The organism is Arthrobacter psychrochitiniphilus (assembly GCF_003185915.1).
Lineage (GTDB): Bacteria > Actinomycetota > Actinomycetes > Actinomycetales > Micrococcaceae > Specibacter > Specibacter psychrochitiniphilus.
The window spans coordinates 17706-36424 of the sequence record NZ_QHLZ01000009.1; the positions used below are offsets into that span (position 1 = coordinate 17706).

The window sequence follows — 18719 nt, forward strand, 5'->3', positions numbered from 1 at the left end:
GCCGTGGAGGATCAGGTTCTTTCCGTCACAAGGGCACCAGCGCCGCTATTTGTCACAGACATGAATGGCGGAAGGCGCTTTCAGGTGGGCGAATCCCCCTTCTCTCTCCTGGCGGGAGAAAGGCTGAAACTGGGCCAGCCGGCGTCGGGCTTCAGAAGCTACAGGGCCTTTCGCGGAGGGCTTTCACTGCCCCAGGTCTTCTTCTCACGATCCATTGATTTACTCTCCTGATTTGATCCGGAACCTGTTGCGCACGGAACCATCCTGACGGTACGGCGCCCCACTGCCGGGCATGAGCTGAGTAGCCCTGATGTGCTCGTCGGTGGGGGCAGCGTCATTGGAGAAGACTTTGATCACGCAGCCCAGCTGGCACCCGGAGGGATATCCCGTCCAGCATCTTCATCTCAACGGAGCGAACCGCTCGCCTGATCCAGGCTGGCCCGCACACGTGCCGTGAGTTGCGTGGGGAAAACCTTCATCCGTAGCTGCTATAGCCGAATAGGCGTTGCCGACCGCCGCACCCCTGAACACTGGCCATGCGGCCAGTATCACTAAGGGTGTTAGAGAACATGTCGGTGGCGGCTGAGAAGATTGAGGGGCAGCATCAACAGACGGAGACTTCTCATGAGCACCTTGATTCAAAAATTCCTTGCCCTTTTTTCAACAACCGTTCAGGATCACCCGGAACCCGTTCAGGAACAGCTGTCCGCTGATGGGATGCCGCTTGCGGGACCCACCTACCTGCGTGAATTTGCCCACCGGCTAGGTCTCGAGGTGGACGATCTTTCCACCGCAGAACAGTCTGAACTTAAGAGGCGCCTTGATGCTTCCATGGACTTTCGCGAACAAAACTACGATCTCATGTACCGGCAGGTCTACCAGCTGGGCCACGGGTTCTCACTTGCCGATGCGGAACGTGTCAGCACACAGATTAGTGAGATCTGTGCACAGCAAGAGGCGCAGGCATATTTGGACTACCGTGAGAATGCCGTCGCAGCTGAGGCCCTGATGGGAGCTGCCTCGATCCTGCAAAACGAAGGCCAACACGGCGCAGCGGCACGCCTCTTTGCCCTCGCCGATGCCCGCCGCCACCGCAGCTCACGGCTAGGCGAAGCGTTGGAGAACAAACTGCCCTCGGAGCAAGATCAGGACCGGCAGAATCAGGAGCCGGAGCCCCAGGACGTTGCCGGGGCAGCGTCAGTGGCGCCCAAGGTCGTCATCGGGCCGGAAGAGGGCTCTGGAGAAGGAACCGTTGATGTACATGAGCTGGATTCCAAGCCTGGCCTTGAAGGGCTCATGAATAAGAACACGGCTAAGGGGACAAAAGACACCAAAAAGGTCATCAAATAGGCCGCCTCTAGCATCACGCATCATTTGGCTCGCCTATGATGTGTGCCACATACCAACAAGTAGGCTCCGTCACAACAGTTATGGTTGATAGCGGTGCCCGTTAGGGCTTCCCTTACTGACCCAAGCTAACGGCGGCACCGTGCACCACCCCATTTCTCCGGTATGCAGGAAGAAGTTCATGACTTTCGCTCACCCCCAGGCTCACAAGCTCATTCCGGCCGCCACAGTTTTGGCGGCCGCCCTTATTCTCTCCGGCTGCACGTCCGCAAAAACGAGCAACGACCCCAGCAAAGACGCTGGCGCCCCCGTCACAGGCGGAACCTTGGTGTACGCCTCCGGCGATGCCGAACCGTCCTGCCTAGATCCTCACGTAGGCGGTAACTACCCTCAAGCCTTAGTTGCGTCCCAGTATTTGGAGACCCTCTACACCAAGGACGCCGACGGGAAAATCATTCCGTGGTTGGCACAGGATTCCACCGTCACAGAGGACGGACTGACGCGCATCGTGAAGATCCGCGACGGCATCAAGTTCACCGATGGTACGGCCCTTGACGCGGAGGCTGTGAAAGTCAACTTTGAGCACTTACTAAACCCCGAGACGGCCTCTTCCACGGGTTACTTGGCCTTGGGCAAGATTTCCTCCATGACAGCCGTGGACGCAACCACACTGGAAATCAAGCTCTCCTCACCGGATAACTCATTGCTTGAGTCCTTCTCGATGCCCTGGGTTGCCATCGAGTCACCCACCGCACTGAAGCGTTCCAAGGCAGAAAACTGCGAATCCCCCGTAGGAACCGGGCCGTTCAAAGTGGAGTCTTGGAAGAAACAGGACGCAGTGAACCTGGTCCGAAACGCCGATTACGCGCTCCCCGTACCGGAAGCGGGCCACGCCGGCCCCGCCTACTTGGACGGCATCACCTGGCGGTTCATCCCCGAGGCTGCCACAAGGTTTGCGGCACTTCAGGCCGGTCAGGTGCAGGTGATTGACAACGCCCAGCCGGATGCAATTGCCGCTGCTAGCAAGGGCGCGTCCATCAAACATTTGGATGCGCCCCGCCCCGGCGCCGCCAATCGCATTGAGCTGAACTCCTCCAAGGCACCGTTCAACGACGAAAAGGTCCGGGAAGCCTTCGTCCACTCTGTCAACGTGGACGCTGGCATTGAGTCCCTGTTCTTCGGCACGGCCTCGCGTTCTTACTCACCGCTGTCAAGCGTTGAACCGCTGGCTTTCTCGGAGAAGTCACTGTTCTCCTACGATCCGGCCAAGGCTGGCGAGTTGCTCGATGCTGCGGGGTGGAAGGACCGCGACTCCGCGGGATACCGCATCAAGGACGGCAACCGCCTGACGCTGGCCTTCCCGGTGAGCACCAGCCAGTCCATCCCGGCTGAGCAGTCACTCTTCGAGCAAATGCAGGCCACGGCCAAGGAATCGGGCTTCGAGATCAAGATCAAGCTCCTGGACATCTCCAGCTGGTACGGGGATCTGGCGAAGAATGACTACAACTTGGTCTCGGCACCGTACACGAAGGTTGGCCCGAGCGTGCTGTCCATCCTGTTCCATTCCAAGTCCACCATCCCTGCCCCGTCCGGATACTTTGCCAACCTTTCCCAAGTCAAAGACCCCACGTTAGATGAGCTCCTTGACAGTGCCGGAACCACCAAGGACCCTGCGCAGCGCAAAGAACTCTACACCGAGGCACAAAAAATGGTCCTGGAGGGCTACTACTTGCTGCCCCTCTACGACCAGCAGAACCACTTCTTGTATTCCGAGAAATTGAAGGATGTTGGTACCACCACAGCCGTGGCCTCGCCAACTTTCTTTGATAGCTGGCTTGCCAACTAGGCATCAGCCGTGAGTCCCTCCGCAACCACCTCGACCCGGCAGGGCGGTGCCCTCAAGGCATCGCTTCGCTGGCTCCTGAGCACACTAGCTGGCGGCATCTTCGTGCTCTGGGCGGTTGCAACAGCCATCTTCTTTGGCATCCGGATGATTCCGGGCGACCCGGCGGCAGCCATCATGGGCGGCCCCGGCTCCCAGGCGTCCGCCGAGGCTCTCGAAGCGGCCCGGATTGAGTATGGTCTGGACCAGCCGCTGTTCGTGCAGTACTTTGGCCAGTTGCGGCGGCTGGCCGTGGGAGACCTGGGTACGTCCTATTCACTCAAGAGCCCAGTCTCAGAGGTGCTGGCTGAGATTGTTCCCTCCACCCTTGTCCTCGCCGGTCTCGCCTTGGTGGTGGCGTGGCTCATGGCCCTGCTTCTGGCCGTGTTGTCCACCCGTATTTCCGTGGTGGGTTCTGCCGTGGAGATCATCTCCGCCGCGGTCCCACACTTTTGGTTGGCCAGCGTGCTCATCATGATATTTTCGACGGCGCTGGGCTGGTTCCCGCCCGTCAGCACCAACACCCCGGGCGGGCTGGTGCTGCCAGTGGTCACCCTGGCCCTACCGTTGGCCGGATTTCTGGGCCAAGTTATGCGTGACAGTCTTGAAAAGGCTCAGCACTCGGCCTTCGCCCTGTCTGCCCGAGCCCGCGGAGAATCAGAGATCGGTGTGCTGCTGCGCCATTCGCTGCGTCACGCCGCACTGCCCGGTATTGCCTTATCCGGCTGGGCCTTGGGTTCGCTGTTGTCCGGGGCCGTGGTGGTTGAATCCATCTTTGCCCGGCCGGGACTGGGGCGAGCGCTTCTCTCCGCAGTGACCGCACGCGATATTCCGCTGGTGACCGGTGTGGCCCTTGTCTCTGCGGGTGCCTACGTGCTGATTATGGCTGTCTCCGACCTGGCCGAACGCCTGGTAGACCCGAGGATCGGGGAGCCATGAGTATTCACAATTCGATGCTGCCCCTGACGGATCCGGTACTGGTGTCCGCAGGCACCCGGGTGCCCCGCCCCGGCGCAACCTTGGCGCGGCGGTTGGTGCGCCGCCTACCCACGGTAATAGCCGCCGTCGTACTTCTCTTTTTTATTCTCGCAGCCATAGCACCGTATCTTTTGGCGCCGGATGACCCCCTGGCCATCAACCCCGCCGCAGCGTTCTCCCCGCCGGGTCCGGGGCACTTACTGGGAACGGATGAGTCGGGGCGTGATATTTATTCGCGCATCATTCACGGTGCGCGGCCCTCCCTGCTCATTGGTGCTGCGGCGACTGCGGCAGGACTCGGCCTGGCCCTGGTGCTGGGTATTGCCGCCGGATTTGGTGGGCGGTGGCTGGACTTCGGGATAGGCCGCATCCTTGAGGTTCTTTTTGCCTTGCCCGGATTGTTGCTGGCGCTGGTGTTTATTGCCCTGGCCGGGCCGGGCGTGGGCACTACTGTGTTGGCGGTGGCGCTGACAACGGCTCCGGGGTACGCGCGGGTGATTCGCGGCCAAATCATCGCCTTACGCGCCTCCCCCATGGTGGAGGCCGCCACGGTGCTGGGGCGGAGCAGGTGGCGCATCCTCACGGCTCATATTCTGCCCAATGCGCTGGCACCGGTTGCTGTCCTGGCAACGCTGGGGTTGGGACAAGCGGTGCTCTGGGCAGCATCGTTGAGCTTTCTGGGGCTTGGTTCCCCACCGCCGGCACCGGAATGGGGCACCATGCTCTCGGCCGGGCGCACATACCTCTCGCTGGCGTGGTGGATGACGTTCTTCCCCGGATTGGCCATTGTTATACTGGCCGGCTCTGCCACCGTGCTCTCGCGCTCCATGAAGGCGGCAAGCTCACAATGACAACGCTCAAGCCTGTTCTTCAGGTCACGGACCTGAACGTTTCCTTCGGCCCGGACACCGTGGTGCGCGGCATTTCACTGACGGTAAATCCGGGTGAATGCCTGGCTCTTGTGGGTGAATCGGGGTCCGGCAAATCAGTCACGGCCCGGTCGCTGCTTGGCCTCGCCGGGCGCGGCGCCCACGTGCGCGCCAAGACGCTGTCCGTGGCCGGCTACGATGCCCAGAAATTATCCACGCGAGGTTGGCGGAAACTGCGTGGTGCGCACGTGGGCTTCATCTTGCAGGATGCCTTGACCTCGCTGGACCCTCTGCGCACTGTCGGGAAAGAGATTGAGGACGTACTGCGCCTGCACGGCTCCGCGTCCGGATCGCAGCGGGCGGCACGTGTCATTGAACTGCTGCAGGCGGTGGGTCTGGATGACCCGGTGCGCCGGGCGGGGCAACGTTCCGGGGAACTTTCCGGTGGCATGCGCCAGCGGGCGCTGATTGCCTCCGCCATTGCCATGGATCCGGCCCTCATCATTGCCGACGAGCCCACCACAGCCCTAGATGCCACGATTGCTGCAGCCGTACTGGGGCTGCTGCGTGATTTACGCCGCGGCGGGGCGGGAATGCTACTGATCAGCCACGATCTTGCCGCCGTTTCTGCGACCGCAGATTCCATCGCCGTGATGGCCAACGGGCGCATTGTGGAACAGGGCCCGCGCGCGCAGGTTCTGGAGGATCCGCAGCATCCTTACACCCGTGCTCTGCTTGCCGCCGCACCGTCGGGGAAGCCCCGTTTCACCCGGTTGTCCCCCAGTGCTGGTGCGCCCTCTTCTGCTCCGCAGCCCTCCGGAGCAGCCACCACAGCTCCCCCACTTGGGACCGTGGATGCACAGCCGCTGCTGCGTGCGCGGGGGCTTGCAAAGTCCTTTCCCATGGCTGGTTCAGCGGATTTCCGGGCCGTTTCCTCCGTGGACTTTGAGCTTTTCCCGGCCCGAACCTTAGGTGTTGTGGGCGAGTCCGGCTCCGGGAAGACCACTACTGCTCGCATGGCTCTGGGATTATTGGTGCCCGACGCCGGATCCGTTGAGTTTTGCGGTGAGCCCTGGAGCGCTGCTGCTGAGTCAGCACGGCGTGCGCGCCGCCCATCTCTGGGCGCCATTTACCAAGATCCGCTCTCCTCTTTTGACCCTCGCCTCTCGACAGCTTCTCTGCTGGCAGACTCCCTGAGTTTCGGGGCCACACGCAATCCCCGCAGCTACTCTGGCGAAATCTCACAATTGCTGGAAATGGTGGGGCTGCACCCGGACCTGGCACCCCGGAACCCGGCCACGCTCTCCGGCGGGCAGCGCCAACGCCTGGCTATTGCCCGCGCCTTGGCGCCGAAGCCCAAAGTGTTGATCTGTGATGAACCGGTCTCGGCATTGGATGTATCCATCCAGGCGCAGGTCCTTGACCTCCTTGATGAACTGCAGCAAAGCCTCGGGTTGAGCTACTTGCTGATCTCTCATGACCTGGCCGTGATCCGGCATATGAGTGATGATGTCCTAGTCATGAAGGCAGGGGAAGTTGTTGAATCCGGCGCCACAGAGTCGGTGTTTACCAATCCTCAGCACAGCTATACGCGGGCGTTGCTCGCGGCAACGTCGAGTGAGTCCTGAAGAGCGTCAAGTACATGGCGCAGGATGTTGACCACACGTTAATGCTTTCTAGCTTCAAGGAGTCGGTCACCGTGCAGAAACTTCGGAAACTTCCCCGGTGGGCAATGATTCTCTCCTCTTGCGTGGCCGCCGTGGCCGTTGCATTTATTGTGTTGGGGCTGATCGCCGTACTGACAGGGGCAGGCACGGACAAAGTGCTCTTTAACGGTGTGGCAGCTTTGGCTTTCGGGATTGGCGCTTGGTCCATTGCCGTCAAAGGCAACCCCGAACTTTCCAGAGGCACCCATGCTCCACCCCTCGGAGGACCGTGTGTAGTTCTGCTTCCACTCTGAAGCTAAAGCGTTCGAAGAAGGGCCGGGCCGTATTGCTCACGTTCACATAAAGAGTGTGTGTTCCATTGCTGCGTGACTGAGCTTTTACGCACGCCAGAAGTTGCTGAGCCACTCCACGGCGCTGGTGGCGCGGGGAAACAAACATCATGTTCAGGTAACCGTCCACGGTCACATCCGAGAACCCGGCAATTTCACCGCCGATCCTGGCAACAATACTGTTCCGTGCCGCCATCGCAGCGTGCCAAATCTGCAGGACATCCCGCTCAGGCTGAGCCCACGCCTGTATTTGTTTCGGCATGTAATCTGCGGCGGCAGTCACGGTCACCGCCAAGATGAAGAAAGCCAGAGTTTCTGGCGCATCCGCAGGCTCCTACCCCCTGATGCTCACGGACTGGCCCTCGAAGGGCTGTTGAGACTCCATTACCTCAGTGTGCCAGTGCACTGACAGCGGGGGAAAAGGAATAGTTGGCAGCTAATTTCTGCGCAACTTAACTTCTGCTCCACTTTCGGGTCCAACTCTGCGCAGGCTAGTTGGCGAGTTTCGCCCGGCGCCTGCGAAGGTGCCACCATGGCGCCGCTGAACGAGCTACGCCTTGCTGGCAGCTGCCAGTGCGCACAGCGAAAGTCAGCATGGGCCATCACCTCGTGATTGCTCACTGCGACAACGTAAATACACAGCTGCAGACCGTTCACCGATCCCGGAGTTCTGGGCTCCCACGCTGGTGCGCTCATTGCGGTGGCAGCCTCACGGGCTTTCTTCCACTTCCCCAACCCTCCAGTGCACGTGGTGAGGGATTGCCGGCGCAGTGGGCGCATAGTTAGCGGTACCTGCAGTGGGCTGGCACACGATTCTGGTAACAATCTAGCCCGTTCTATGCTTTCCGTTCCCCGCCTACAACTTTAGGGTTGGCCTATGCGCCTGCCCCGAATATCACCTGCTTCACAATTGGTGTGGGTCTGCAGGGCTAGGATTGAAGCTGGCCGTTTCCACTACCTTCCGTAAGGAAAGCACATCATGCCCACCCCACATATGAACGTAGAGTCCTTCAACCTCGACCACCGCACGGTAGCGGCCCCCTACGTGCGCGTGGCCGACCGCAAGGAGCTGGCGCACGGCGATGTCATTACCAAATATGACGTGCGCTTCACCCAGCCCAATGTGGCCCATTTGGAGATGCCGGCAATCCATTCACTGGAACATCTGTTTGCCGAACACTCCCGGAACCACTCCTTTGCCGTGCTTGATTTCTCTCCCATGGGTTGCCAGACCGGCTACTATCTGATTTTGCAGGGTGAACCCGATCTGCCAGCCGTGATGGAGTTGATCGAGGCTACCCTGAGCGACGTCGTGGCAGCCACCGAGGTCCCTGCCGCCAACGAAATTCAGTGCGGCTGGGGAGCCAATCATTCCCTCGAGGGTGCCCAGGCGGCGGCCCGTGAATTCCTGGCCAAGCGTGACCAGTGGTCGCAGGTCAGCGCATGAGCCCGGTGGACTTCATCATCATTGCAGCTATGGACGAGGAAGTGGCCCCGTTCCTTGCACGCGCTACCTCCCATGGGGAAACAGTGCAGGTGGGCAACGCGATCCACCACCGGGTCACACTTGCTGGCCGAGACGCGCTGGTTGTCCGGGGTGGGGTTGGCCTAGTCAACGCAGCCTGTGCCGCCACCTCGGCCCTGCTGCTGGCCCACAAGAACACCGCCGGCGCCCCTGCCCCCCTTCTCATCAGCGCAGGCACCGCCGGCGGCTTGGGTGAGTACGTTCGGGTAGGCGACGTGGTGATCGCCACTGACACTATCAATGCCGACGCCGATGCCCGCGCCTTTGGCTACTTGCTGGGCCAAGTCCCTGGCATGCCAGTCTCTTACCCCGTGCCCGGGGCGCTCCGGCAGCTCAGCGCCGTCCAACCCAGTCAAGGCGGTTTGGTGCAGAGCATTCACCAAGGGTTAATGGTCTCCAGCTACACCTTCGTGGGCCACGAGCGTTCAGTGATTATCAAGGAAACGTTCGACGGCGTGCTGGCCACTGACATGGAATCCTCCGCCATCGCCCAGACCGCTTACTCCTTCAACGCCCCGTTCCTTGCGGTGCGCGGCGTCTCGGACTTGTGCGGACCTGCCTCTGACGCGGACTTCCTGGTCCACGTTGACGATGCCGCCGAGCGCTCCGCCGAAGTTGTCATGGCCGTGGTTCAGTCATGGCTGGGCGCCGGTTCACCCCGCCCAGAGGCTGCTCCCACCACCTAACGCAGGCGCTGGGCGGGACCATCGCCTTGAACTAAGGTGGGCTCGATGGTGTTAGCCAGGGTTCCGATGCCGTCCCACGGCTCGGCGGCACCCAAACCCCGACGGCCTGCTCGCGCCGGATTGTTGCCCTGCCGGCAAGGAGCTTCCACGCCTTCTTTTTTGGTGCGAAGGGGTGTGCCCGGCGGTGCACGCCCTTAGTCTTAGGTGCAGGCAGTGACGCGCATCAGTTGGAAGGTAGGCGAGAGCCCCGTGGTTGGAATTCTCTGGTGGGCGGCCCTTCTCGCCGGTTTCGCTCTCCTTGCCCTAACGTGGAAGAGCCTCATCGGCACCCTGATCGTCACACGCCCGCACAATGACCGCATTTCCGATTCAGCCGCCCAGTTATCAACTGCGCTCTTTTCTCTGCTGCGGCGGCCTGTGAAGAAATACCAGACCCTTGACAGGCTGCTGGCCTGGCAGGCGCCTCTGACACTGTTTATTCGGCTTGCCGTCTGGATGGTGCTGTTCTATTTTGCCTTTGCACTCATGCTTGTCCCCTTTGTCCATGGCGATCTGCCCCGGGCGCTGAGCGAATCAGGCTCGGGATTGTTCACGCTTGGTTACTCCCCGCCTGCCGGCCCCGGCAGCACAACGGTGGTTTATATGGCTGCCTTCACAGGGTTTGCTGTAGTGGCCCTGCAGATCGGGTATCTGCCAACCCTTTATGCAGCCGTCAACCGCAGGGAATCCGAGGTGACCTTACTTCGCTCCCGCGCGGGAACCCCGGCGTGGGGCCCGGAATTACTTCTGCGCACAAGATTCGGGCTTTCTGGGCAAGGCAGCACCAAGGAACTTGAAGATCTCTACCGCTCATGGGAACGGTGGGCGGCCGATGTTGCAGAGTCCCACAGCACCTACCTGACATTGTGCTGGTTCAGGTCCCCACTCCCGGACTCAAACTGGCTGATAGCCCTGCTTAGTGTCATGGACAGTGCGGCACTCCAGCTTTCCCTGAGCCCCAGCATCGCCCCCACTGTCAGAGCGCGGCTGCTGCTGCGCATGGGTTTTTCTTGTCTACAGCAAATAGCGGCCGCCATTTCCCTACCGGTAAACGAAGACGTGGACCCAGACGGAGAAACCCAGCTGACCTTTGAAGAATTCAAAGAAGCTGTCAGCATGCTCAGCGCGGCTGGCTATCCTGTGGAGCAATCCGCGGAACAGGCGTGGCCACACTTTCGAGGCTGGCGGCTCAATTATGAGGACCTCACCTACCGGCTGGCCAGGACGATCGATGCCCCGGCTGCCCTCTGGAGCGGTCCCCGCAGGCTGGGCGCAGCACCGAGTCCACCCAAACGCCCCGCCAACCGGGTGGCCTCCGATGCTGGCCCAGACGATCCCCAGCGCTACACCACGCGCCCATGAGCGAGCACAAGATGGTGGAACCTGTGAATCTAGCGGATCAGTCCCTATTCTTCCTGGCGGTCAAAGCGCCGGGGCAGGCTGGTGTGCCAGCTGTAGCGCGGTTCGAAGCCCAACAGGCGCCTCGCCTTTTCGATCGATAACAGGGTTTCCCGTCCCACAAGCTCACGGCGAAGCGGCACGTTCGGGAACACTTCCGCGGCGAGCTCGGCACTGGGCCGGAGCATAACGGTGTCGGCGTTGGCAATGATGAACGCCTCGAAACCGGGTTTCTCCCGATCAAGTGCCAGGGCCACAGCCTGCGCCCCGTCCCGCCCGTCAATGTAGCCCCACAAATTCCATTTGCGTGCCATCGGATCGGCGGCAAAATTCGGGAATGCCTCATAGTCCGACTCATCCATGACATTGGAAAACCGCAACGCCGAGATACTCAACTCCGGATCCCACCGCACCAGCTCACGGGCCAGCTGCTCCTCCAGATGTTTCACAAGCGAATACGTGCTCTCCGGACGGGCCGGATATTCCTCGTCAACGGGCAGGTAGGGCGGATCGATGTCAAAGGGTAGCCCCAGCACAGTCTCACTAGAGGCGTACACAATCCGCTTGACTCCGGCCCGCCGTGCCGCCTGAAACACGTTGTAGGTGGAGAGCATGTTGTTCTCGAACGTCGCAGCATCCGGGAGCAGCCCCGGTGCCGGGATAGCGCCAAGATGCACCACGGCGTCGAACCCGCTATGCCTGTCATCAACTCCTAGGAGCGCGTCCAGCACCTGGCCGTAGTTGCGCAGGTCAACCAAGAGGAAGTTTGGCCCACGCTCACCCACCCGATCCAGATTCAGCACCTCGTGCCCACCGCCGAGAAGCCCGCGAACCACGTGCCGGCCTAGTTTTCCGCTGCCACCAGTCACTGCAATTTTCATAAATCCACCTTTATTCTGACCAGCCCCACCATACTTTTGGCTCACCACAAATGAGCCGGACTGCTCACCAGCGTAGAACTTCCGCCCCGGCACGTCCACCATAGGCACCTGATGGCTTCCTGTAAATATGGCACCCCTGCGCCGTACTCTTCTCTAGCGCCGTTCAAGCTATGACTTGTCCTCCAATTCCAATACCATGCCCACAGAACGGGCCTGCAGCAGTTTCTTGCGACCCAGACAGTCAACAAAGCCGAGGGCCACGAACCCCGCGACAGCCGGGCCCATAGTTCGGTTGGAACCACAGATGGGCGCGTGAGTGCCTCTGGTTTCATTGAGCTCTTGCGCACAGGCTCTGGCATTGAGGCAATGCGCCCACTGCCAGAAATTTCTGCTGAACTCTCTGCCCAGCGTGCAGAGCCGGTTGCCGCGCATTTTTCCGAGGGAGGTTCCGCGCAAAAGATTCCAATCCATCATCTCCTCACCGGCCGCGCATCGTCTCCCCCGGGGCTTCCTCACATCAAATTCTTGGTGGACAATGATGCCATGACGGAAATGTTTACAGCCCGCAGCCAAATCAAGTCCGAAGACCATGAAAGCGTAGAAGCGGCTGTCCGCAAGGCCACCGACGAGCTACTTAGCATCCTTGAAGCCCACGGAATCACCGCTACCTTTGCTGACATCGCCCAACTGGGGCATGCTGAATCCTGGGATGATGAAGGCCTGCGCTGGGCAGAAGTGAGCTGGCTGATCGAATCTAACGAGTGAGCCTCCGGTGACACGTCTGGAAGGGAAGTCCTCCTCCACGCTGCCTGATGGCGTCACATCTGATGCGCCCAACCAGGCTCAGCTATCCCTATTGAACGGGGCGTTCCGCCGTGCCATGCTGTGCAGATGCACCAGGAGGAATTATGCAGAAAATTGTGCCCAATATTTGGTGCCAAGGTAACGCGGACGAGGTAGGTAACTTCTACGCAGCCACCTTTCCGGACACATCCATGGAAGTGAGCGCCTCATACCCCGAGACGAACCTGCCGGACTTTCAACAGGCACTGGCCGGGCAGCCGCTGGTTGTCGATGTCACGCTCAGCGGATACAGAATCCGGCTGATCAATGCGGGAGGAGAATTCCGGCCCACACCAGCTATTTCCTTCATACTCAGCATGGATCCCGCCGCCCACGGTGGCGAAGCGGCCACGCGCGCAAACATCACGTCCATGTGGGCGGCGCTTGTAGATGGTGGCGAGGTGCGCATGGAGTTAGGCGAATATCCGCATAGCAAACTCTACGGCTGGGTGGAAGATCGCTACGGGGTGAATTGGCAAGTGATGATGACCGAGCCCACCCCGGAACCACGTCCGCTGGTAACCCCACAGTTCCTTTTTACAGGGGACGCTGCTCAGGCGCAGCTAGCCATGGATCTGTACACCGGTCTCTTTCCTGGGGCGAGGACCGGGGTGGTGGTTCCGCACGAAGGAGGCAACGGCGCCATCGTGTTTGCTGAGTTCGCTTTGGCTGGTCAGTGGTTCTCAGCAATGGATGGTGGCGCAGATCATCACTTCACGTTCTCGCCAGGGATCTCGCTCGAGGTCGATTGCGCAGACCAAGAGGAGATCGACACCTTGTGGGAAGCACTGAGCGCGGTGCCCGAGGCAGAGCAGTGCGGTTGGCTGAGCGACCGCTTCGGCGTAAGTTGGCAAATTGTGCCTCAAAATATGGGCGAGTTGATGCAGCGCCCAGGGGCCTATCAAAGAATGCTTGCCATGAAGAAGATTGTAGTGGCAGATTTGTGAGCCGGAACTGGCGGTGACCGGAGGCGGCTCTGGGGCAGAGATAACCACGCTCAGGTAAGCGTCTAGTCCTCCACCACCCGATTAGTCCTCCACCACCCGATCCGGCAGCTCTGGGCGGGTCTTGGCTAGTTCAGCTTTTGATGGATCCCCGGCGCCGGATCCAGCCGATTGCTCCTGTTGCTACAAAGAGCACTAGCCCAATTATTGCCAGCCAAAAAAGACCCTTAACCGCGAATCCCAAGACTGCCAAGATAAGCCAAATAATCAACAATCCAACTATCAGTCCCACAGCGTCACACTCCCAAATTCAGTGTTTTTACTCCGGTATGCGGACGCCCCTATTTCACCTAGAGAGTGGCTGCTACCTGTGCCTTAAGGCTAGACTCCGGGCCGAACAATATCAATGAGCCGACGAGACTGAACTAAAGTTCTCGCGAAATCGCTGGCTCTCTAGGGCATGTTCGGGTGCTTTGGCGCGGTGTCATGTGGAGTGCCATCCATACTCCGGTATTTTCCACCCCGGGCCATGGACGTCCTCTCAGTAGGTCGTTAGCATGAAAAACGGATCAGTTTTTAGCAAGCAAGTTTCTCATAAAAGTTTCATCCTCATAATTTCCAAGAACGTCAACCATTGAGAAGAAGGAACCCCATGAACCAGCATCAGTCCACTGAACCACAGCCCCAAGTACCTGACCCGTTCCCGGGGAGCCCGCAGCCGGATTTTCCACTCGATCCAACCGAACCAGTGGAACCCTTGGAACCCAATGGCCCCACCGCACCTGCCCCACCTGTGCCAGAACCAAATAATCCCAGCCAACCGGAGCCATTTTTCCCGCCAGCTCCCTCGGTGATTTAACCACCTCTAAAGAACCAGTTATCTTCTCAATTCCGAGGATCTTTGCGTTGGCTTGAGTGGCTGCATGCAGTGCCCGTTCGGGTGAGGCTTTTCCATGGCGGATAGTAGAGTCGATGTCTCGCCACGTGTTGTAATACGTGAGGAACGTCAGCGCTGAATCTGTTCCCCTGCCAAGCATGATGTCATTGGGCCAAGTTGTCTGCGTATCAAATTTCACGGGGGTGGGCAGGCCATGAATCCTCGCAGAAGATGGGCATGCTGGCTTCGTTCATCTCAGAAGTAACTGCGTGAGGCATTCCCCTTACGCCAGTAACACCTCCGGTAGCAGAAATTTTTACGGCTATGACGCCGTGGCCCGGGTTTAGCAGACCGTTCCTACGCGTTTCTTCGGGATTGTTACAGATCGGTACAATTTGTGGGCTCCGTGGCCTCCGGGATGGACAGCAGCGGACCGTAAGGAATCAGCGTGGGACCCAGAGAATCGCCACGGTCAATATCTTCCCCTACGCTCACTATCTCGTAGCCAGGCTCTCCGAAGCTACGGATGATTGTCACACCGGTGTTCATCCGGGTCAGCACCGCCTGTTTTGTCCGCCCCCTAAATCACCGATCACCAATGGGGCTACGCATGAAAATTGATACGAATTTCTCCGCCCACCGGCGCATCAATCTATACGGTGCGATCTGCCAAGACGGTGTCTGCACGGCCTGTCGGTGATTGCCTTACTCTGATCATTGTGACTTACCCTCACGATTCAAGATTTCCCCGCTAGATGTAGTGAACCGAACACTATAAAATCCTGCAGCACTACGTGCCGGGGCGCTGCCCGCGGCTATTTTGAGATCATCATTTTGGGGTAGATCAAATATCGATAGCTCTATGACCACTCCATTCATCATGGTCAGAGTTCCGCCCGTTGCACTAGCTGGGGCCCCGATCATGAACAGGGCCCCGCCGTCTAGCTCTCCACCATTGCAGATCTGAATGCCGACGGGGGCGAGGACAGCGCCATTGCAATAATCGTGAAATTTACCGGTGACTTTGATTTCATAATCACCATCACGGTTCGGTTCCCCCGAGAGCCAAACGCTGGATTCATCCAGTGTTCCTACGTTATGGAAGTTCGCTGCCGCTAATTCATCCTCCTGTGACGGGGCACAGCCAGCCAGCACAGAGAGAACAACCACCCCGACCGTGATTTTGCTGGACATCCAGCGCCTTGAAATCATTCACTATCCCCCACTTCCCTACAACCACCATAGACTGGGCACTCGAATTCAACGTCGATTTCGAGTGCAACACTGCTGGTTACGTAGTCACGGCCGCACAAGACAGCCCTACCACTGGGGCACATAGAGAGTCCAAATGCCTGTGTTCCACCTTTATGAAAGCGGGTTGCTGCGGTATTCGCCCCCGAAGACCGTACCGGCGCTGCTTGCCGTCATCCTCTCCCACCACCATGCCGAGGTGTTGGTCAGAGCAGGTACCGTGACGGTTCTAGATGAAGGTAAAATCAGCCAGCCGAAGTGGTCCCGTTGGTAAAGATTGTTGATGAAGAATCTCATCCAGGCAACGTCGCCACTTAGTGCTTGCTTCGAAGCCTGTTAATTCCTTGTACGGCAGCCGTAATTACCGAGCCAATGATGAAGCCGGCGAGGCAGGAGAACGCCGTATTAACGAGCCAACCCAGAACTGCGCCGGCGGAGCCGGTGGCATCATGGACCAGCATCTCCACGTGGTGAACGAACCCGTAGGGTGCATGCCAGCCCAAGTCATCCATACCTACTAAAATCAGGTGTCCGCCTACCCACAGCATGGCAACAATGCCCACCTTGCTCAGTATGGACATCACAATCGGCATCCCCTTGACCAGTCCACGGCCTACCTTTTGCGCAACGGCTGAACTCTTCTTGGCCAAGTGCAGGCCAATGTCATCCATCTTCACAATCAGGCCAACCACACCATAAACCACCACCGTCATGAGGAAGGCGATCAAGATGAGAATCAAGGTTCGGTTCAGGAAGCTCTCGTGGGCAACCTCGTTCAATGAGATGACCATGATTTCCGCGGAGAGCACCAGATCGGTTCGCACGGCAGCCCCAATAATGGCCTTTTCTTCACGTACCGCGCCGTTTGCACCTAGGCCATGAGGCTTGATCGCTCCCATGGCTTCAAGAATTTTCTCGGCACCTTCGAACACCAAGTACGCGCCGCCGATCATCAAGATCGGTGTCAAGGCCCACGGGGCAAACTGTGAAAGAAGCAAGGCCACCGGCAAGATAATCAGCAGCTTGTTCCGGATGGATCCAACCGCGATCTTCCAGATAATGGGAAGCTCCCGTTTTGGCGATAATCCTTCAACATACTGCGGGGTGACCGCAGCATCATCAACAACCACGCCAAGTGACTTAACGCTGGCCTTACCAGCTCCCAAGGCAATGTCATCAAGGGAAGCGGCCGTGACCTTCACAAGGGCCGCTACGTCATCCAGAAGTGCTACGAGGCCACCGGCCATGCCGAAACTCCTTGTGTAGTATTTTTTTGACTAACCGAACGTATCCAGTCAAAGGACTCCTCTAAGCGATGGGAAATCCATCAGAAGTTTACAGCCCAGCGCGTTCAGTGCGATGGGACGGGGTCCTGCGAGTTAGCCAAATCTCTTGACTGGCTTGTGTCCACTGTGACTAGGAATACCTCGATCCAAAGTATTTAGGCGTACTGTATTAGTTATTTCGGCATGCCTAACTTAGGCTTTGGGCATGAGAGTAAATTACTTCAGATCTCCGCACCCCCTGCGGCTTTCCTTGGCAGCCGGGGCCCTCACGTGCGCATTGGCACTGACTTCCTGCGCCCCCACATCAAGTAACGTGAGTGTTGATGGCGAGAACCGCCCGGTGGTCCTGACCACTTTCACAGTCCTGGCCGACATTGCTGCGAACGTGGCGGGAAACAAGCTCACGGTGGAATCCATCACTAAGGTGGGGGCGGAAATTCATGGCTACGAGCCCACCCCGGGAGACATCCGCAGGGCAGCCAAGGCAGATCTGATCTTAGATAACGGCTTGGGCCTGGAGGCATGGTTTGAAAAATTCGTTCAGGACCTCGACGCGCCCCATGCCGTGGTTTCCGATGGCATAGAGATCATGGAAATTGCCGAGGACAAGTACAAGGACCTGCCCAATCCACATGCCTGGATGTCACCATCCAACGTCCAGGTCTACGTGGAGAACATGGTCAAGGCCTTCACAAAGCTGGACCCAGCCAACGGCACCTACTACCAAGCCAACGGCGCTGCCTACAAGGACAAATTGCAAGACGTCCAGGACCAGCTCATCAGGGATCTCTCGGCACTGCCCACCAGCCAGCGGGCCTTGGTGAGCTGCGAGGGCGCCTTCTCCTACTTGGCTCGCGATGCCGGCCTGAGTGAAAGGTACATCTGGGCCGTCAACGCAGAACAGCAAGCCACGCCACAGCAAATCACCGGGGCCATTGACTTTGTGCGCCGCAACAATGTTCCTGCGGTCTTTTGTGAATCAACGGTCTCCGCCGCGCCCATGGAGCGAGTTGTCGAGGCCACCGATGCCGTTTTTGGTGGCACGCTCTACGTCGATTCCCTCTCCGAACCTGACGGGCCCGTACCCACCTATTTGGACTTGATCCGACACGACGCGAAGGTCATCACTGAGGGTCTGACCGGTGTCAGCAACGGTGTGTTGCCATGAGTGCTGCCATTGATGTTGACTCTGTCACCGTCAACTACGGAGACGTACCGGCGCTGGATGGCGCCACGCTGCGTCTGAACAAGGGCCGAATCTGTGGACTGGTGGGCATGAACGGCTCCGGAAAGTCCACTCTCTTCAAGGCCATTATGGGGCTGGTGAAGCCCGACGCCGGCACGGTCACCATCGACGGCGGCTCACCAGCTGCGGCCAGACGCAGCGGAGCTATCAGCTACGTCCCCCAAAGTGAAGACGTGGACTGGCATTTCCCGCTCTCTGTGCATGAGGTAGTCATGATGGGCCGCTATGGTCATATGGGCATGACCCGGCGGCCGCACAAGAAGGACAAACTGGCCGTGGCAGAGGCCTTGGACCGCGTGGAGCTCTCCGACTTCGCGCAGCGGCAGATTGGACAGCTCTCGGGCGGGCAGCGAAAGCGAGCCTTCGTGGCACGGGGCATTGCTCAAGGCGCCACCACCCTATTACTGGACGAGCCTTTTGCTGGAGTCGACAAGCGCTCAGAAGCCACCATCTGCGCCCTATTGAAGGAACTAGCTGCTGATGGGGCCGCCATTCTGCTCTCAACCCACGATCTCCACGCGCTGCCGGAACTGGCTGACGAGGCGGTGTTGATCATGCGACGCGTCCTAATGCACGGGGACCCCGCGGTGGTCCTGCAGCCGGAAAACCTTGCCCTTGCCTTTGGCTTAGACGTCATGAAGCGAAACGAGATGGCTCTGTGAGTATTTTCG

22 protein-coding genes are annotated in these 18719 nt (G+C 59.2%); 14 read left to right on the forward strand and 8 right to left on the reverse strand.

Annotation, left to right across the window (positions count from 1 at the left end; translation table 11 throughout):
• The first annotated feature begins 3 nt into the window (after positions 1–3).
• Positions 4–231 carry a 5-oxoprolinase subunit C family protein gene (locus CVS29_RS19280; RefSeq protein WP_373366720.1) on the forward strand — a complete coding sequence of 76 codons (228 nt, stop codon included), beginning with the start codon at positions 4–6 and terminating at the stop codon, positions 229–231.
• On the opposite strand, the gene CVS29_RS18500 is transcribed toward CVS29_RS19280, so the two are convergent.
• A complete protein-coding gene (locus tag CVS29_RS18500) occupies positions 220–357 on the reverse strand; it encodes a hypothetical protein (protein WP_170120987.1) in 138 nt (45 codons plus the stop codon). The two genes, CVS29_RS19280 and CVS29_RS18500, sit on opposite strands and share 12 nt — an antisense overlap.
• A 267-nt stretch (positions 358–624) precedes the next feature.
• Here CVS29_RS18500 and CVS29_RS13765 point away from each other — a divergent pair, with 267 nt between their 5' ends.
• From CVS29_RS13765 to CVS29_RS13785, 5 genes are all read left to right on the forward strand, one after another.
• Positions 625–1350 carry a hypothetical protein gene (locus CVS29_RS13765; RefSeq protein WP_110106909.1) on the forward strand — a complete coding sequence of 242 codons (726 nt, stop codon included), beginning with the start codon at positions 625–627 and terminating at the stop codon, positions 1348–1350.
• Positions 1351–1528: 178 nt separating this feature from the next.
• Positions 1529–3193, forward strand: coding sequence for an ABC transporter substrate-binding protein (locus CVS29_RS13770; RefSeq protein WP_110106910.1), 1665 nt, complete (start codon positions 1529–1531; stop codon positions 3191–3193).
• Between the two features lie 9 nt (positions 3194–3202).
• On the forward strand, positions 3203–4168 hold the full coding sequence (locus CVS29_RS13775; RefSeq protein ID WP_110106911.1) for an ABC transporter permease: 966 nt from the start codon (positions 3203–3205) through the stop codon (positions 4166–4168).
• On the forward strand, positions 4165–5058 hold the full coding sequence (locus CVS29_RS13780; RefSeq protein WP_245932246.1) for an ABC transporter permease: 894 nt from the start codon (positions 4165–4167) through the stop codon (positions 5056–5058). The genes CVS29_RS13775 and CVS29_RS13780 overlap by 4 nt, the downstream gene beginning before the upstream one ends.
• On the forward strand, positions 5055–6704 hold the full coding sequence (locus CVS29_RS13785) for a dipeptide ABC transporter ATP-binding protein (RefSeq protein ID WP_110106913.1): 1650 nt from the start codon (positions 5055–5057) through the stop codon (positions 6702–6704). The genes CVS29_RS13780 and CVS29_RS13785 overlap by 4 nt, the downstream gene beginning before the upstream one ends.
• A gap of 252 nt (positions 6705–6956) precedes the next feature.
• On the opposite strand, the gene CVS29_RS13790 is transcribed toward CVS29_RS13785, so the two are convergent.
• Positions 6957–7355 (reverse strand): GNAT family N-acetyltransferase, encoded by a 399-nt coding sequence (locus tag CVS29_RS13790; RefSeq protein ID WP_110106914.1) that lies wholly within the window; start codon positions 7353–7355, stop codon positions 6957–6959.
• Positions 7356–8051: 696 nt separating this feature from the next.
• Here CVS29_RS13790 and CVS29_RS13795 point away from each other — a divergent pair.
• Both CVS29_RS13795 and mtnN read left to right on the forward strand, forming a co-directional pair.
• A complete protein-coding gene (locus CVS29_RS13795; RefSeq protein ID WP_110106915.1) occupies positions 8052–8519 on the forward strand; it encodes an S-ribosylhomocysteine lyase in 468 nt (155 codons plus the stop codon).
• Positions 8516–9283: a 5'-methylthioadenosine/S-adenosylhomocysteine nucleosidase gene (gene mtnN / locus CVS29_RS13800; protein ID WP_110106916.1), complete on the forward strand. Its 768-nt coding sequence runs from the start codon at positions 8516–8518 to the stop codon at positions 9281–9283. Before CVS29_RS13795 ends, mtnN begins: the two co-directional genes overlap by 4 nt.
• On the opposite strand, the gene CVS29_RS18505 is transcribed toward mtnN, so the two are convergent.
• Entirely contained in the window at positions 9280–9432 is a 153-nt protein-coding gene (locus tag CVS29_RS18505; protein WP_170120988.1) for a hypothetical protein, read from the reverse strand. The genes mtnN and CVS29_RS18505 overlap by 4 nt on opposite strands.
• A 64-nt stretch (positions 9433–9496) precedes the next feature.
• On the opposite strand from CVS29_RS18505, the gene CVS29_RS13805 reads away from it, so the two are divergent.
• Positions 9497–10684: a hypothetical protein gene (locus tag CVS29_RS13805; protein WP_211315143.1), complete on the forward strand. Its 1188-nt coding sequence runs from the start codon at positions 9497–9499 to the stop codon at positions 10682–10684.
• Between the two features lie 44 nt (positions 10685–10728).
• Here CVS29_RS13805 and CVS29_RS13810 read toward each other — a convergent pair whose 3' ends face one another.
• Entirely contained in the window at positions 10729–11601 is an 873-nt protein-coding gene (locus CVS29_RS13810; protein ID WP_110106995.1) for an NAD-dependent epimerase/dehydratase family protein, read from the reverse strand.
• A 312-nt stretch (positions 11602–11913) separates the two neighbouring features.
• Here CVS29_RS13810 and CVS29_RS13815 point away from each other — a divergent pair, with 312 nt between their 5' ends.
• Complete coding sequence (locus tag CVS29_RS13815; protein WP_110106917.1) at positions 11914–12366, forward strand: hypothetical protein; 453 nt, start codon at positions 11914–11916, stop codon at positions 12364–12366.
• Positions 12367–12509: 143 nt separating this feature from the next.
• Entirely contained in the window at positions 12510–13391 is an 882-nt protein-coding gene (locus CVS29_RS13820; RefSeq protein WP_110106918.1) for a VOC family protein, read from the forward strand.
• Between the two features lie 566 nt (positions 13392–13957).
• Here the strand turns inward: CVS29_RS13820 and CVS29_RS13825 are convergent.
• From CVS29_RS13825 to CVS29_RS13830, 3 genes are all read right to left on the reverse strand, one after another.
• Positions 13958–14464 carry a hypothetical protein gene (locus CVS29_RS13825; protein ID WP_110106919.1) on the reverse strand — a complete coding sequence of 169 codons (507 nt, stop codon included), beginning with the start codon at positions 14462–14464 and terminating at the stop codon, positions 13958–13960.
• 179 nt (positions 14465–14643) lie between these two features.
• Positions 14644–14802 (reverse strand): hypothetical protein, encoded by a 159-nt coding sequence (locus CVS29_RS18510; RefSeq protein ID WP_170120989.1) that lies wholly within the window; start codon positions 14800–14802, stop codon positions 14644–14646.
• Between the two features lie 177 nt (positions 14803–14979).
• Positions 14980–15459, reverse strand: a complete 480-nt coding sequence (locus CVS29_RS13830) for a hypothetical protein (protein ID WP_110106920.1) — start codon at positions 15457–15459, stop codon at positions 14980–14982.
• A 154-nt stretch (positions 15460–15613) separates the two neighbouring features.
• Between CVS29_RS13830 and CVS29_RS18515 the strand changes: the two genes are divergently transcribed.
• Entirely contained in the window at positions 15614–15790 is a 177-nt protein-coding gene (locus tag CVS29_RS18515; protein WP_170120990.1) for a hypothetical protein, read from the forward strand.
• 40 nt (positions 15791–15830) lie between these two features.
• Here the strand turns inward: CVS29_RS18515 and CVS29_RS13835 are convergent, their stop codons facing one another.
• Positions 15831–16763, reverse strand: coding sequence for a DUF808 domain-containing protein (locus tag CVS29_RS13835; protein WP_110106921.1), 933 nt, complete (start codon positions 16761–16763; stop codon positions 15831–15833).
• Positions 16764–17007: 244 nt separating this feature from the next.
• Here CVS29_RS13835 and CVS29_RS13840 point away from each other — a divergent pair, with 244 nt between their 5' ends.
• Entirely contained in the window at positions 17008–17970 is a 963-nt protein-coding gene (locus CVS29_RS13840; RefSeq protein WP_110106922.1) for a metal ABC transporter substrate-binding protein, read from the forward strand.
• On the forward strand, positions 17967–18710 hold the full coding sequence (locus tag CVS29_RS13845; RefSeq protein WP_110106923.1) for a metal ABC transporter ATP-binding protein: 744 nt from the start codon (positions 17967–17969) through the stop codon (positions 18708–18710). Before CVS29_RS13840 ends, CVS29_RS13845 begins: the two co-directional genes overlap by 4 nt.
• Positions 18711–18719 lie beyond the last annotated feature (9 nt).

What these genes read in the sequence shown, in the direction of transcription:
- CVS29_RS13830 (WP_110106920.1), bottom strand. Translation starts at nt 15,459, where the DNA reads ATGTCCAGCAAAATCACGGTCGGGGTGGTTGTTCTCTCTGTGCTGGCT.
- CVS29_RS13840 (WP_110106922.1), top strand. Translation starts at nt 17,008, where the DNA reads ATGAGAGTAAATTACTTCAGATCTCCGCACCCCCTGCGGCTTTCCTTG.
- CVS29_RS13770 (WP_110106910.1), top strand. Translation starts at nt 1,529, where the DNA reads ATGACTTTCGCTCACCCCCAGGCTCACAAGCTCATTCCGGCCGCCACA.
- mtnN (WP_110106916.1), top strand. Translation starts at nt 8,516, where the DNA reads ATGAGCCCGGTGGACTTCATCATCATTGCAGCTATGGACGAGGAAGTG.
- CVS29_RS13795 (WP_110106915.1), top strand. Translation starts at nt 8,052, where the DNA reads ATGCCCACCCCACATATGAACGTAGAGTCCTTCAACCTCGACCACCGC.
- CVS29_RS13765 (WP_110106909.1), top strand. Translation starts at nt 625, where the DNA reads ATGAGCACCTTGATTCAAAAATTCCTTGCCCTTTTTTCAACAACCGTT.
- CVS29_RS18515 (WP_170120990.1), top strand. Translation starts at nt 15,614, where the DNA reads ATGCCTGTGTTCCACCTTTATGAAAGCGGGTTGCTGCGGTATTCGCCC.
- CVS29_RS13780 (WP_245932246.1), top strand. Translation starts at nt 4,165, where the DNA reads ATGAGTATTCACAATTCGATGCTGCCCCTGACGGATCCGGTACTGGTG.
- CVS29_RS13785 (WP_110106913.1), top strand. Translation starts at nt 5,055, where the DNA reads ATGACAACGCTCAAGCCTGTTCTTCAGGTCACGGACCTGAACGTTTCC.
- CVS29_RS13845 (WP_110106923.1), top strand. Translation starts at nt 17,967, where the DNA reads ATGAGTGCTGCCATTGATGTTGACTCTGTCACCGTCAACTACGGAGAC.
- CVS29_RS13835 (WP_110106921.1), bottom strand. Translation starts at nt 16,763, where the DNA reads ATGGCCGGTGGCCTCGTAGCACTTCTGGATGACGTAGCGGCCCTTGTG.
- CVS29_RS13810 (WP_110106995.1), bottom strand. Translation starts at nt 11,601, where the DNA reads ATGAAAATTGCAGTGACTGGTGGCAGCGGAAAACTAGGCCGGCACGTG.
- CVS29_RS13820 (WP_110106918.1), top strand. Translation starts at nt 12,510, where the DNA reads ATGCAGAAAATTGTGCCCAATATTTGGTGCCAAGGTAACGCGGACGAG.